The sequence below is a fragment of the Flavobacterium artemisiae genome (assembly GCF_042678225.1).
In the GTDB taxonomy this organism is placed as follows: Bacteria; Bacteroidota; Bacteroidia; order Flavobacteriales; family Flavobacteriaceae; genus Flavobacterium; species Flavobacterium artemisiae.
In genome coordinates this window covers 1001133-1016565 of the sequence record NZ_JBHUDZ010000018.1, presented here as the reverse complement: position 1 = coordinate 1016565, position 15433 = coordinate 1001133, and the positions used below count along the sequence as shown (strand labels likewise).

Sequence of the window (15433 nt, the reverse complement as noted above, 5' to 3'; positions counted from 1 at the left end):
CGAAAAAAAAGACAATAAAAGCGTTAAAAAACGCTTAATTTATTAACTAAAACTCCAATAAAAGTTGTTAATAAATCATTGAAATTAGTATGCGGAAACAGCGGAAAAATCTTCAAAAAAACGTATCTTGGCACGCTTTGAAACTAATATAATTATTTAATATAACAACTTATGTCTGAAGGAGAAAAGTTAATTCCCATTAACATAGAGGATGAAATGAAATCTGCTTACATCGATTATTCGATGTCAGTAATTGTATCGAGAGCACTTCCTGATGTTAGAGATGGCTTGAAACCAGTACACAGAAGAGTGCTGTACGGAATGTATGATTTAGGTGTAACTTCAAGATCTGCCCATAAAAAATCTGCGAGAATTGTAGGGGAGGTTCTGGGTAAGTATCACCCGCACGGTGATACATCTGTTTATGACGCAATGGTACGTATGGCTCAAGAGTGGAGTATGCGTTATTTATTAGTTGATGGTCAAGGTAACTTTGGTTCTGTCGATGGCGACAGCCCTGCAGCAATGCGTTATACTGAGGCTAGAATGCGCAAGATTTCGGAAGAAATTATGGCAGATATCGAAAAAGAAACAGTTGATTTTCAATTAAACTTTGACGATACAATATATGAACCAAAAGTAATGCCTACAAGAGTTCCTACTTTATTAGTAAACGGAGCAACTGGTATTGCAGTTGGTATGGCGACAAACATGCCGCCACACAATTTAACTGAAGTTATCAATGGTACTTTAGCATACCTTGATAATAATGATATCGAAGTAGACGAATTAATGTCTCACATCAAAGCTCCTGATTTTCCAACAGGAGGTATTATTTATGGATACGAAGGTGTTCGTGAAGCTTTCAAAACTGGTCGAGGACGTATTGTAATGCGTGCTAAAGTTGGTTTTGAAGAAGTTGACGGAAGAGAATGTATCATCGTAACTGAAATTCCTTATCAAGTTAACAAAGCCGAAATGATCAAACGTACGGCTGATTTGGTTAATGATAAAAAAATAGAAGGTATTGCCAATATCCGTGACGAATCGGATAGAACCGGTATGCGTATCGTTTATATCTTGAAACGTGATGCTACGCCAAACGTAGTTTTGAATACCTTATATAAATACACTCAATTACAATCTTCTTTCAGTGTAAATAATATTGCATTAGTAAAAGGACGTCCTCAATTGTTGAATCTAAAAGATATGATTCACTACTTTATTGAGCACCGTCATGATGTAGTAGTTAGAAGAACTCAGTTTGAATTGCGCAAAGCGGAAGAAAGAGCGCATATTTTAGAAGGATTAATTATTGCTTCTGATAATATCGATGAAGTAATTGCGTTAATAAGAGGATCTAAAAATACAGATGAAGCCAGAGAGAAATTAATCGAAAGATTTAAATTATCAGATATTCAGGCTCGTGCCATTGTTGAGATGCGTTTGCGTCAGTTGACAGGTCTGGAGCAAGATAAATTAAGAGCTGAGTTTGATGAATTAATGAAATTAATCGAGCACTTAAAAGCTTTGCTTGCAGATGTTAATTTAAGAACAGATGTTATTAAAGAAGAACTTGCTGAAATCCGTGATAAATACGGTGATGAGCGTCGTTCTCAAATTGAATATTCTGGAGGAGATGTTAGTATCGAAGATTTAATTGCTGACGAAAATGTTGTCATTACAATTTCGCACGCAGGTTATATCAAACGTACAAACCTTACAGAATATAAAACACAAAATAGAGGAGGAGTTGGACAAAAAAGTGCTGGAACAAGAGATCAAGATTTCTTAGAGCATATGTTTGTAGCCACAAACCACCAATACATGATGTTCTTTACCCAGAAAGGTAAATGTTTCTGGATGCGTGTGTATGAAATTCCTGAAGGAAGTAAAACCGCAAAAGGTAGAGCAATTCAGAATCTTGTGAATATTGAAAGCGATGATAAAGTAAAAGCTTTCATTTGTACACAAGACTTAAAAGATAAAGATTATATCAATACACATAATCTTGTAATGGTGACTAAAAAAGGCCAGGTTAAGAAAACTTCTTTAGAGAAATATTCTAAACCAAGAGCAAATGGAGTTGCCGCTATTACAATTAAAGAAGGTGATGAGTTAATCGGAGCACAATTAACAAACGGAGAAAGCCAAATTATTATGGCAGTTAAATCTGGTAAGTTAGTTCGTTTTGAAGAAACAAAAACACGTCCGATGGGAAGAACAGCTTCTGGAGTTCGTGGTATTACCTTAAAAGATGATTCTGATGAAGTAATCGGAATGGTGACTGTTGACAAAAACGATATTGCAGAATCTCAAATCTTGGTAGTGACTGAAAACGGATACGGTAAACGTACCAAATTAGTTGATGAAGATGGAGAAGATGTTTATAGAATTACAAACCGTGGAGGTAAAGGTGTTAAAACACTTAATATTACTGACAAAACAGGTAAATTAATCTCTATCAATGCTGTAACAGATGCTGATGATTTAATGATTATCAATAAATCTGGATTAACAATCAGAATGGCAATCGAAGATTTACGTGTTATGGGACGTGCTACGCAAGGTGTTAGATTGATTAACCTGAAAGGAAAAGATTCTATCGCTGCCGTTACAACAGTAATGAAAGATGATGCGGAAGAAGTTGTGGTTGACGAAGACGGAAACGTAATCGAATCTACAATTGAAAGGGTAAAACCAGATATGGAAGTTCTTGAAGACGAAGGAACAACAGAAGAAGAGGATGATTCTGATGATGAAGTAATCGAAGATGAAGATGATGCTGGATCTGATGAGGAAGAATCTGAAGAATAAATAAAAAGGAAAATTAAATACAAATAAACCACTATGAAAAGTAAATATGTAATACTTGCTTCAGCATTAATGATTTCAATGGCAACTTTTGCTCAAAAAGATCAAATTAAAAGTGCTGAAAAAGCTTTAAAAGGAGGCGATGCTCAAGGTGCAATCTCAATCTTGAATGACGCTGAAAATATGGTAGCAAATGCAAAAGATGTTGAGCAGGCTCAATTTTATTTTGTAAAAGGAAATGCTTATTTAGATCTTGCAAACAAAAAAGTAGAAGAAAGTAAAAATTTATCTTTAGCTGCTGAGAATTACAAAAAATTAATTGATGTAGAAAAAGCTTCTGGTAAACAAAAATATTCTACTCAAGCTGCAACTTCAATTACAGATATTAAAGGAAAATTAATTAATTCTGCAATTGCTGATTCTAAAATAAACAAGAATTCTGAAGGAGCAAAAAAATTATATGATGCTTACTTGTTGGATAAAAACGATACTATTAATTTATATTACGCAGCTTCTACAGCGGTAAATGGACAAGATTTTGATCTTGCATTGAACATGTACGAGGAATTGAAAAAAATAAATTATTCAGGTAAAGGTACTTCTTATACAGCTTTTGAAAAAGGTACTGAAAACGAAGTTGGATTCTCTAACGCTAAAGATAGAGATTTAGCAGTTAAATTAGGAACTCACGAAAAACCTAAAACAGAAGTTATTCCTTCTAAAAGAGGTGAGATCTACAAAAACTTAGCATTAATCTTAGTTCAAAAAGGACGTACTGAAGAAGCTAAAAAAGCAATTTCTGACGCTAGAAAAGCAAACCCAGAAGACAGTTCTTTATTGTTGACAGAAGCTAACTTGTACTTAGAGACTAAAGACTATGATACTTACAAAAAATTAGTTGGAGAAGCTTTGCAAAAAGATCCTAACAATGCTGATTTAGTATTTAATTTAGGTGTTATTAGTGCAGGTGCTAAAAACAATGCAGATGCTGAAAAATACTATGCTAGAGCAATTGAAATTGATCCTAATTATGCAAATGCTTACATCAATTTAGCAGTTATCAAATTAGAAGCTGAAAAACCAATCATTGATGAAATGAATAAATTAGGAACTTCAGCAAAAGATATGAAGCGTTATGACGAGTTGAAACTTAAGAGAGAAAACGTATTTAAAAGCGTAATTCCGTCACTTAAAAAGGCAAACGAATTAGATCCTAAAAACGAAGATATTGCAAAAACTCTTATCGGAGTTTACAATGCTCTTGAAATGACTGCTGAAGCAAAAGCTGTAAAAGCAAAAATGTAATTTTAGAGATTAAATCTATAAAAAAACCAAGGCTGATAACCTTGGTTTTTTTATGTCTTAACTTTTTGATTATATCAATTCAGCCGATAAAGTAATAGTTGTATTTAAAAGTTTTGAAATAGGACATATTTCTTTGGCTTTTGCAGCAGTTGCAGCAAATTCTTCAGCAGAAATAGACGGAACTTTACCTTTTAAGTCTAAATGAATCAGTGTGATAGTGCCATCTTCAAAGGTTACTGTTGCTTCAGTTGTCAAATCGTCTGCTGTAAAACCGCCTTCATTAAGCAGAAAACTTAACTGCATCGTAAAACAGCCCGAATGAGCTGCTGCAACAAGCTCTTCTGGATTTGTACCTACACCGTCAGCAAATCTTGTTTTAAACGAAAGCTGAGCATTGTCTAGAGTTGTACTTTGTGTACTGATCGTTCCTTTGCCTTCCATGCCGGTTCCTTGCCAGTTAGCGTGTGCTTTTCTTGTAAATTTCATTTTCTTAGTTATTAAAATTAATAATTGAATTGTATTTTAATTCTCTTGGTTTGTTATTCGTAACTCAAATATAGCCAATATTTTACATTTTTGTTTTATCAAATTGTAACTCAAAAGTAAATTCACATAAAAAAAGGCGCAATGAAGATTCATTGCGCCTTTTTAAAATGGTAAAAAAAATAAAATTCCAAATTCCAATTGCGTATAATGAATTGGAATTTGGAATTTAAAAATTTAGACTTTTGTCTTTATTCTTGATTTAAATTTCGAAGCTGTCTTAATTTATCTTTCCAAACTTGGAGACTTTCTTTATGAACCGCAATGTTTTTACGTACTTCAAGAACTATGGAGTTTTCTTTTTTAGCGTTTTTAGTATTAGTGAAAAACTGAATGTTATTTTCTAATTGGAAGATTTCATTCTGAACTTCTTCAATCTTACGCATAATAAAAATCTTTTCATTATCTAATTTACGCGTATCATTGCTGTCTGAAAGAGAATCAATACGGTTTGAAAAGCGCATCATTTCAGTTTCTTTCTTGCTTAAACTTAATTTTTCAAAAAGGGCATCCAGGATTTTATTGAATTTACCTTCGATATGACGTCTAGAAAACGGAACTTTTCCGTAGCCTTTCCAAGTTTCTATATGCGCTTTAATGGCATCTAAATCTGTTTTGTGATCTCCAGTTAACTCGAAAGCTCTTATTACGTCTAAATAAGCTTTTTTGTTATCAAAAGCGGCAACTTCTTCGCCGTTTTCTTCAGATTTATGTTCTTTTAATTTATCAAAATAATGGTTGCAGGCATCTTTAAACTCTTTCCAGATCTTATCAGAATACTTTTTCGGAACGTGTCCAATTTGCTTCCATTCTTCCTGAATTTGCTTCATGATTGGAGTAGTAGACGAAAAATCGGTACTTTCTTGTAACTCTTTTGCTTTTGCAACCAGCGCTAACTTTTTATTTAAATTATCGTTTTGATCTTTTTTAATGTCTTTGTAAAACGAATTTTTAAAGGCATTAAAATTTCGTACAGCAGTTTTAAAAGCGGCCCAAGTTTCTTCATTTACATCAGAAGGAACTTTGCCAGCAGCAAAAAACTCATTACGTAAAGCTTCTACTTTTTCAATTTGTACCAGCCATTGAGAGTGAGAATTTACTTTTTCTGTACCTAAAACCTCTATTTTAGCAATAATTTCTTTTTTGATTTCAAGATTTTGTTGTTCGCCAGCTCTTTGATTTTCAAAAAGAACTTCGCGTTTATCATGAATTTTTTTAGTTAATTCGCTAAACTTATTCCAGATCACATCACGATGCTCTTTAGAAACAGGGCCAATATCTTCTTTCCAGATTCTGTGTAAATCCTGTAACTCACGGAACGATTTGTTGATGTCAGTTTCGTCTACTAATTGTTCAACTCTAGAAATAATTTTTTGCTTTTGGTCTAAATTATGTTTAAAATCTAAATCTCTCGCTTCTCTATCTAAATGCAGATAATCATAAAAATTTTCTACATGAAAGTGGTAGTTATTCCAAACGTGATTGTATTTATCTTTTGGGATTGCACCAGCATTTTTCCATCTTTCTCTTAAATCGTTAAAATGCTTAAGAGTGTCTTTGATATTTTCCTGCGGATTGATCAGTTCTTTTAATTCTTCTACGATCGCAAGACGCTCTTCTAAATTTGACTTTAAATTTGTCTGCAAGTGTTTAAAATGAACATTTCTTTTTTCTCTAAATACATTATAGTATTCATCGAATTTAGATTTTAGCGGAGAATGATATTCAAACTCTTCATTTGGATCTTGATTTGAAGCATTGAATTCTTCCTTTTTTTCTTCGATTAAATGATGATATTGCAGTAAAAAGGCTTTTTTAATTTCTTCAATATGATCTTTTACAGACATTATTTTATCTGTATCGATTAGTTTTTTCAATTCAGAAACAAGGGCATCTAAAGGAAAAGTGTTATAATCCTGCATCGGAATGTCATGACGTTCTTTCAGTGTTTCGTCTTCACTTTCTTCAGCGTTTGAATTATTGATTGCATCTAATGCAGATTGATGATTTGCATCAGTATCTATTTCTTTTTCTTCTGATGATTCAACAGTGTTTTCCGCTGTTGCAGAAGTGTCAGATACTTCAATACTGTCATTTGATGTAGAATCTGTTATTTCGATTCCATTTTTTCCGTCTGCCTCTTGCAGGTTGTCATTCTTTTCTTCTAACATCTTAAAAATGTATAAGGTTTTTATTTTAAACAGTGCGAAAGATAGTAAAGGTGGCGTTAACTACAAAATAATTCGTTTGTTTATACCGCAATTTACGACGAAATTCTTATTCTTTGCGATTATTTAAAGATGTGTTGAATGTTTTTTTACTGATTTGCTGCAGTATATAAAAATTTTAAATTGCTGCTTTTTTGAAGGTTCTTTCAAAGAAGATTCGAAATAATTGCTTTTTTTTAGACATTAATTCAATTTAAAATAATACCAAAATACCTGCTTCTACACCAAAATTATAGGTTTTCCCTCCTCCAAAACCAGCACTGGGATGAATATAAACTAAATTTGCAGGCGTTATTTTTCGTCCAAATTCTATATAACAATTATTTTGAAATGCTTCTAACGTTGTATTATATCTAAAAGCAACATCTGAAGCAATCCAATTTTTGCCGAAAAAATGTAGAAAGACATTGTCAAAAACAGTCACACTAATATCACTTCTTTCGTCTGCACCAGCAAAACTTCCTTGATATTCTAAAGTAGAAAGCCATAAGAATTTCTTTTTTAAAAAATATTTTCCGTACACTACGGCAGGCATAAAAACCCATTTTCCGGTTCCAAAGTTTGGATCTGCTGCCGTATTCGCATAAACGCGTGCTCGAAAAGCAACGCCATTGTTCTTTTGTAAATAAGGAATATAACTGATTCCCATGCCTACATCTCCGATGGCAGTTTTGTTAATAGAATTTGTATTGGCAGAAATAAAAGGAAGATCAAAACGTAAGTTCCAAGCTTTATTTCCGATCGGAAGCATAACCCGAACTTGTGTAGTATTAAATGAACCATTATCAGTGTCCAAATATTCATCAAAAAAGATAATTGTTTTTAGAAAATAATGGTAACGCGGTTCTAAAAAAAGGACTTGAGGACGCGATAGTATCTTGAGCCGAAAGCTGGCTGTTAAATAAAAAAAATAAAATGCTAAGTATTTGTATTTCTTTCATAACTACCTAATAGTAAGTGGTTTAAAAATACAAAAAAATACTATAACATTTTATTTTTTGTGTAGTGTTTTTTATTTATTCCAAATTTTCCAAGCCTTCTCAGCTTGAAAAATAAGCATGTCGTAGCCGTTTTTTATGACAGCGCCTTTTTCTTTTGCTTTTCTTAAAAAAGTTGTCTCTTCCGGATTGTAAATCAAATCGTAGGCAATATGTTTTTCTGTGAAAAATTCATAAGGCAGATTTGGACAAGCCTCTATATTTGGGCTTGTTCCTACTGGAGTACAATTAATGATAATCTGAAAATTATCAAAAGTAGTTGCATTAATTAAATCATAATCGATGATATTCTCTTTTGCTTCTCTAGAAACAAATGTATAAGGAATATTTAGTTCGTCAAGAGCAAAAGCTACACCTTTAGAAGCACCTCCAGTTCCAAGAATAAGTGCTTTTTTATGATGCGGTTCTAATAATGGTTCTAATGATTTTTTGAAACCATAATAATCGGTGTTATATCCTTTTAATTTACCGTTTTTAGTAAATTTAATAGTGTTTACAGCGCCAATTAAGGTAGCTTTTCGGGATAATTTATCTAAGAAAGGAATAACTTGTTCTTTATAAGGAATAGTTACATTTAAACCTTTTAAATCAGGATTGTTTTTTATTAATTCTGTAAAATAATTAATTTCTGGTATGTCAAAATTCTCGTAACTATTTCCTGTAAAAACTTCGTGATTAAATTTTTCTGTAAAATAACCTTTAGAAAATGAATAACTTATATTACGGCCTAATAAACCAAAACGTCTTCTTAATAAAATATCAACCATTCTTATTTGCGGTGTTTTTCGATATAATTTTTTACCATTTTTTTTGACCAGACTACGGGAAATAAATCTTCGATCAAGATATAATTTTCAAAGTTTAAACGTAAACCGTTGCTCAAGTGGAATTTTGCTTTTGTATTGTCTTGAATCATGAAATATAATCCAGCTAGACGATATTCGATTTCATTTTCTTCTGGGAAATATTCTGTTGCTTGCAATAAAGTTTGAATCGCGCTTTCGAATTCTCCTAAAAATTGAAGAATATCAACCCAAAATAACCAAGTATCTAAACCATAATCACCAAATTCAACTGCTTTTCTATAACCAAATTCAGCTTCTTCAAAGAAGTTCATTTGTTTGTTAATGGTTGCATATCTTTTCCAGTACAAACGATTTTGATTGTCAATAGCCAAAGCTTTGTTTACAAAAAACAATGCTTTTTGGTAGTTTTTCTGGCGAAGGTGAAAATCAGTTATCGCAATCCATCCTTTATCTAAAAGTGGATCTTCGTGAACTGTCTGATTGTAGTACTGAATCGCTTTTGCTAAATTTCCAAGCTTTTCATAACATTTACCAATTCGCAGTAACGCATAAGAAGTCGCATCATCCAATTCAATCGTTCTATTGTAACTTTCAATTGCTTCTTCATATTTTTTTAGACGTTCGTAGGCTTTAGCTTTTTCCATAAAAGCACCCAGAAATTCGTCGTCAATAAGAGTAGCATAATCAAAAGCGCGAATAGCTTCTTCATACTCTTTTACGCCATAATGCAGACGTCCAAGCTGATGCCAGGCGATCTCGCTATAAGGATTTCTGTCAATATATTGATTTAGATAAGCAATAGCATCGTGATTTTGGTCTAAAAACTCAAAGCAATACACAACATTGTATAATGCAGACTGATCTTCTAAATCTTCTTCAAGACATTTAATAAAGCTTTCTTTCGCCAATTCGAGATTATCCATAAAAAGATATTCCATTCCGATTAAGTTGTAGACATCTGCATAATCGTCTGTGTATTGCAGTGCGATTTTCAGTAATTCTACTGCTTTTTCATGCTGGTCTCTTTTAGAACAAATATTGGCTTTCTGGATGTAGATTTCCTCGTTGTTGGGTTCAATTGCATATAACTCATTCAAAAGCTTTTCAGCCATTTCGAGTTTGTCGTCGTAAACCAGCATTTCTACTTGTACTAATTTTAAGCCTGTAGATTTTGGATGTTGGTCTAGAGCCAATTTTAAGGCCTTTTTTGCTAAATTAGCCTTGCCTATGTCAAGATAATGAAGAATGATTTCTTCAAATTCTTCAGAATCAAAAAAGAGTACTTTGTTAGTTTTTAACATAGACTCAAATTTGGATAGGGATAGGTTATAATCTTCTTCTTCGTTGCTTAATTGCATACTTCGTGTTTTTGAAATTAGCCTATTATAAAATTAGGCAACCAAATAATGTTGAAAGGAAAGAGAATTAATTGTTTTGAACAATTTAATTAACAATATATGGCGTTTTTTATTCTGTTTTGGGAAGAAATCTCTTTTATTCGTAAATGATTAACTTCAAATTTTGTTTTTTTATCTAGCTGAAAATAAAGTGACTGCTTTTAATTTTAGTTTATTTTCTTTTCATTATATCATCCATCACTTCTAAAATAATACTGCATCCTTCTCTGATTTCTTCTTCTGAAATAGTTAACGGTGGTGTAATTCTAATCGCACAACCTTCAAATAAAAGCCAGAATAATATCAGTCCTTTATCTTGGCAGGTTAAGATTACTTCGTTTGTAATTTCAGCCGATTCTGTCATAGCAGCCAGCATTAAACCTTTTCCTCTAACTTCTGTAATCAAAGGATGTACCAAAAGCGATCTAAAAAGCTTTTCCTTTTCGATTGCTTCTGTCATTAAATTTGTTTCAGTTAATTCTTGCAAAGTAGCCAAACAAGCTGACGCAATGACAGGATGCCCTCCAAAAGTCGTAATATGTCCCAATTTTGGATTTTCAGTCAACAGATCCATTCGCTCTGCAGAAGCTGTAAAAGCACCAACCGGCATACCGCCTCCCATACCTTTTCCCATAACCACTATATCAGGAACGACATCGTAGTTTTGAAAACCGAATAACTTTCCTGTTCTTCCAAATCCTGGCTGAATTTCGTCAACAATCATCAAAGCTCCAACTTCGTCACAACGTTTACGAACTTTTTGTAAAAAGTTATTTTCTGGCTGGATAAATCCGGCACCTCCTTGAATCGTTTCTAATAAAATAGCAGCCGTTCTGGTGGTTATTTTTTGTAAATCTTCTTCATTATTAAAAGTAATAAAATCAACATCAGGCAATAATGGTCTAAAAGCTTGTTTGCGCTCCTCAAATCCCATAACACTCATTGATCCCATTGTATTGCCGTGATAAGCATTATGACAGGAAATTAGCTGACTTCTTCCTGTAGTTCTTTTGGCTAATTTAAGAGCGCCTTCAATAGCTTCTGTTCCAGAATTAACTAAATAGGTTTTGCTCAAAGATTCAGGAAGGAGAGAGGCCATTAATTTGCAATATTGAACGGCAGGGCTCTGCGAATATTCCCCGTAAACCATTACATGAGAATATTTGTCCAATTGATCTTTTATCGCCTGATTAACTCGTGGATGTTGATGTCCTAACGTACAAGCCGAAACGCCGGCAACAAAATCTAAATATTTTTTATCGTCTGTATCGTAAATATAAGAGCCTTTGGCATGTGAAACTTCCATTCCTAATGGATAAGGAGAAGTTTGTGCCTGATATTTTATAAAATCTGGATTCATTTTTTTTAAGTGCAAAGTTGTAAAGATACTAAGCTTCTAAGTTTTGAATATTAGCTTTAAGTTAATAGTAAATTTTTATTAGTGAATACTAATAACTGAAAACTGAATACTATTTTTTGCTCTTCTCTGCCGGTTTCTTTTTGTCGTAATTCAAGGTTTCTTTCCTGACTTTCATCGGGACATTTTTTTTAGCGGCTTCGTCTTTACCTTCTTGAATTAATTTATCATTAAGTTCATTTTCTTCTGCTGTAAAAATATCATCCTTAGATTTTATCCTTTCGTCACCGCGCCATTTCATACCTTTGAGTTTGCGGGCATTCTCGGGCAATTCGTCTTCAGGAAAAATATCTCCGTCTACTTTGTTATAAAATGTAATGTCTTGTAATTGATTGTCTTCAAGAATCATAGTGATTTTACTGCTCACGTTTTTATTAATTCCAATCAATTCGTTGGCGTCATTTCGCATGTAATAAATTACCTCGGTATTTTTGACGACGTCGACATCATGCAGTTTTCCATCCCGGAATTTTCCGAAGAGATTAAGTCCTTTGACCTGATTAAAACCTGTTCCTAAAGTATCTTTAGAGAGCAGAAAAGTGTTATTGATAACTTTTAAAGAATCTATTTTTCTAGTTTTATTATCGCCGATCAAATGCATCAAATCTCCCGTAATCTGGCTTTCTCCATTCCATAAAATCGGATTTCCAATAAGTTTTGTCAAAGCACTTTTAGAGTTCGAATGTATCGAATCACATTTTCCGCTCATGTCAATTTTATAAAAACGAACATTTTTAAAAGCCCTTAAGATTCTTTCTCCTTCTTTTCCGGTAACCAATAATTTCTGTCCGTGAATGTAAACCGAGTCATTTTCGACCAAATTAATTGCCACAGCTCTTTTGGTTACAAACATCGAATCTTTAAGTTTATAAAGTTCAGCATAATGGCCTTTTACAACACCTCTATTTACAGAATCGGTAATTTTTACATTTCGTGTAGCCGATGCAAATTCGGTATTTCGATTATAGAATAAACTGTCACCTTCTATTCTTCGATCATCATATTTTATATAAGATTTTCGGAGGAAATGCGCGAGGTTTTTCTTTGTGTCGTAAAAACCTTTTTCGGTATAAATATAATTTGTTTTACTGGTAATAGTTGAAGGTCCGAAAAGATACGTATGTCCAGAATTACTGTAATAATCCAAATGATTTGATTTTATAACATACTTCGGATTTGTGATTGTAACTTCCGTCAAAAACTGAAACTTTTTTTCATTGGCAAAATACCTTCCTGATTTACTGACTAAAGTATTGTCTTTATTGATAATTGTACCTTTAGAATTGTAAAAAACCTGCTGTAGATTACGGTCAAAATGAATAGTATCAGTTTGAAGCGTAGCATCTGGCGAAGTCATTACAGCGTCTCCAGTTGCAAAAGCTTGTTTTAATTCGCCGCTATACTCAGCATATTTACTATTTAAGAATAAAGTATCGCCCTGAACCAGCTGTACATTTCCAAAAGCTTTAAGGTAATTTTCTTTTTTAAAGATATAAGCTTTGTTGCAAGTTAAAACCACACCATCATGATCTACTTTTACATTTCCCGTAAGTAGTACCCCATCAGGTACGAGAACTTCGTCAATATCAACAAAGTCTGAATGTTGAATATGGATTTCTTTATTTGGCTGTTTGGTTTTCTTAGCCTGCGCTGCAATAAATTGAACGCTGAAAGTAAGTATGCAAAATATAAAAAAGAGTGATTTCTTCAAGTGATTAAATTTTTGTCAAATTTATGAAAAAGGAAAGAACCTGTAAGGCATATTAGCATTAATTTATAATTCGTAATTAACATTCGAGATGTAAGAAATCTTAAACTTTTATTTTTCAACAAAATCGACAACTCCCACGTTGTAGTAAAGGTTTTTATTTATTTAAAAAGGTTAAAACAAAAGCGTCCTGCACTGCATTGTAAAAAATAGGTTAAATTTAGAAACTGATTTTACGATCAATGATTGTAAAGTACAGGAACAGATAAGTTTATTAATTGATTTTATGATAAATAAAAGATTAGTTACAGCTGGAATTACTGCAATGGTATTGCTTTCGGCTTGTAAGACAAAAGATTTAAAAATGAGTGAAGCAGAAAAGGATCATTCTACTGATAAAAAAGTTGTAGTTTATCAAGTTTTTACACGCCTATTTGGAAATAAAAATACAACAAACAAACCTTGGGGAACAATTGAAGAAAATGGTGTTGGGAAATTTAATGATTTTACAGACAAATCTCTTCATGAGATTAAAGATTTAGGAGTTACTTATATTTGGTACACCGGCGTTCCTCATCATGCATTGGTTCGAGATTATACCGCTTTCGGAATCTCAAATGATGATCCCGAAGTGGTAAAAGGGCGCGCTGGTTCTCCTTATGCCGTGAAAGATTATTATAATGTAAATCCTGATTTGGCTGAAAATCCTGCCAATAGACTTCAGGAGTTTGAAGCTTTAATAGCACGTACACACAAAGCGGGCTTAAAAGTTCTTATTGATATTGTTCCCAATCATATTGCGCGTAAGTATGAAGGAAAATCCAATCCTGCAGGCGTAAAAGATTTTGGAGCCGATGACGATGTAACCGTTGAATATAAAAGAGATAATAATTTCTATTATATTCCGAATCAGCATTTTGAAATTCCTGACGGAGATCTTCCATTAAATGGAGAAAAAAATCCTTTAGTTGATGGCAAATTTGATGAAAATCCTGCAAAATGGACTGGAAATGGTTCACGTAAAGCAAAACCGGATCAAAACGATTGGTATGAAACGGTTAAGGTAAATTACGGCATTCGCCCCGACGGAACAAAAGATTTCCCGGAACTTCCGGCAGGTTTTGATCAAAAATCATACAAAGAACATTTTGTTTTTTGGCAGGATAAAGATGTACCGGATTCTTGGAAGAAATTTAGAGATATTGCTTTGTATTGGACAGCAAAAGGCGTTGACGGTTTCCGTTACGATATGGCAGAAATGGTTCCGTATGAATTTTGGAGTTATATGAACTCTTCAATCAAAATGAAAAATCCAAATGCTTTCCTGCTTGCTGAAGTATATAATCCAAACGAATACAGAAATTACATTCGTTTAGGAAAAATGGATTATTTGTATGATAAAGTGGAGACTTATGATAAACTGAAAGATATTATTCGAGGAAAATCATCTCCAGATGAGTTAACGCCAATTCAAAACAGAATGGCTGATATCGAACATCATATGCTGCATTTCCTAGATAATCATGACGAGCAGCGTCTGGCGTCGGCAGAATTTGCAGGAACACCGGAAAGAGGAAAACCTTTGATGGTTGTTTCGGCAACGATAAGCACTTCGCCAACAATGATTTATTTTGGACAAGAAGTAGGTGAGGCTGGTAATGAAGATGCAGGCTTCGGAAAACATTCGAGAACATCTATTTTCGATTATATTGGAGTTCCAAATCACCAACGCTGGATGAACGAAGGGAAATTTGACGGCGGAAAACTTTCAGATTCAGAAAAGCAACTTCGTGATTTCTATAAGCGTTTATTAAACTTCACTATAAAAAGTGATGCCTTGATGGGGAATTTTCAAGAAATCCAATCGGCTAACAGACAAAATAATTCGGGTTATGATGATTTGATTTATTCATACGTTCGCTGGTCTGGAAAACAAAAATTGGTTGTTGTTGCTAATTTCTCTTCTGATAAAACAAGTGAATTTGAATTGAAAATTCCTGCTGATGTTATTTCAAAATGGAATTTAAAAGACGGTTCTTACGTTCTGGTAGATCAACTGTATTCAAAAAATAAAACTTATTTAACTGTAAAAAACGGAGAAGGAGCGGCGCTAATTAAAATTGCACCTTCAGAATCTTTTATTTATGAAGTAAATTAAAATTTAATTCCTAAATAAAAATATTTTGACGCTGATTAGACGGATTCGTTATCACGAAG

General features: G+C 33.1%; 10 protein-coding genes. 3 read left to right on the top strand and 7 right to left on the bottom strand.

The window, feature by feature from the left end; genetic code table 11:
- Positions 1-171 precede the first annotated feature (171 nt).
- Both gyrA and ACFSC2_RS24265 read left to right on the top strand, forming a co-directional pair.
- On the top strand, positions 172-2817 hold the full coding sequence (gene gyrA, locus ACFSC2_RS24270) for a DNA gyrase subunit A (protein ID WP_379813689.1): 2646 nt from the start codon (positions 172-174) through the stop codon (positions 2815-2817).
- 33 nt (positions 2818-2850) lie between these two features.
- Entirely contained in the window at positions 2851-4119 is a 1269-nt protein-coding gene (locus ACFSC2_RS24265) for a tetratricopeptide repeat protein (RefSeq protein ID WP_379813688.1), read from the top strand.
- A 69-nt stretch (positions 4120-4188) separates the two neighbouring features.
- On the opposite strand, the gene ACFSC2_RS24260 is transcribed toward ACFSC2_RS24265, so the two are convergent.
- The 7 genes from ACFSC2_RS24260 to ACFSC2_RS24230 form a co-directional block, all read right to left on the bottom strand.
- The gene (locus ACFSC2_RS24260) at positions 4189-4605 is read right to left on the bottom strand and encodes an OsmC family protein (RefSeq protein ID WP_379813687.1); all 417 of its coding nucleotides are present in this window, start codon (positions 4603-4605) and stop codon (positions 4189-4191) included.
- A 248-nt stretch (positions 4606-4853) separates the two neighbouring features.
- The gene (locus ACFSC2_RS24255; RefSeq protein WP_379813686.1) at positions 4854-6833 is read right to left on the bottom strand and encodes a DUF349 domain-containing protein; all 1980 of its coding nucleotides are present in this window, start codon (positions 6831-6833) and stop codon (positions 4854-4856) included.
- Positions 6834-7083: 250 nt separating this feature from the next.
- Positions 7084-7686: a lipid A phosphoethanolamine transferase gene (locus tag ACFSC2_RS24250; RefSeq protein ID WP_379813685.1), complete on the bottom strand. Its 603-nt coding sequence runs from the start codon at positions 7684-7686 to the stop codon at positions 7084-7086.
- 216 nt (positions 7687-7902) lie between these two features.
- Entirely contained in the window at positions 7903-8655 is a 753-nt protein-coding gene (locus ACFSC2_RS24245) for a shikimate dehydrogenase family protein (protein ID WP_379813684.1), read from the bottom strand.
- 2 nt (positions 8656-8657) lie between these two features.
- Positions 8658-10052 carry a tetratricopeptide repeat protein gene (locus ACFSC2_RS24240; RefSeq protein WP_379813683.1) on the bottom strand — a complete coding sequence of 465 codons (1395 nt, stop codon included), beginning with the start codon at positions 10050-10052 and terminating at the stop codon, positions 8658-8660.
- Between the two features lie 211 nt (positions 10053-10263).
- The gene (locus ACFSC2_RS24235) at positions 10264-11451 is read right to left on the bottom strand and encodes an aspartate aminotransferase family protein (protein WP_379813682.1); all 1188 of its coding nucleotides are present in this window, start codon (positions 11449-11451) and stop codon (positions 10264-10266) included.
- Positions 11452-11560: 109 nt separating this feature from the next.
- On the bottom strand, positions 11561-13219 hold the full coding sequence (locus ACFSC2_RS24230) for an OstA-like protein (RefSeq protein WP_379813681.1): 1659 nt from the start codon (positions 13217-13219) through the stop codon (positions 11561-11563).
- Between the two features lie 283 nt (positions 13220-13502).
- Between ACFSC2_RS24230 and ACFSC2_RS24225 the strand changes: the two genes are divergently transcribed.
- Positions 13503-15374, top strand: coding sequence for an alpha-amylase family glycosyl hydrolase (locus tag ACFSC2_RS24225; RefSeq protein WP_379813680.1), 1872 nt, complete (start codon positions 13503-13505; stop codon positions 15372-15374).
- Positions 15375-15433: the final 59 nt, after the last annotated feature.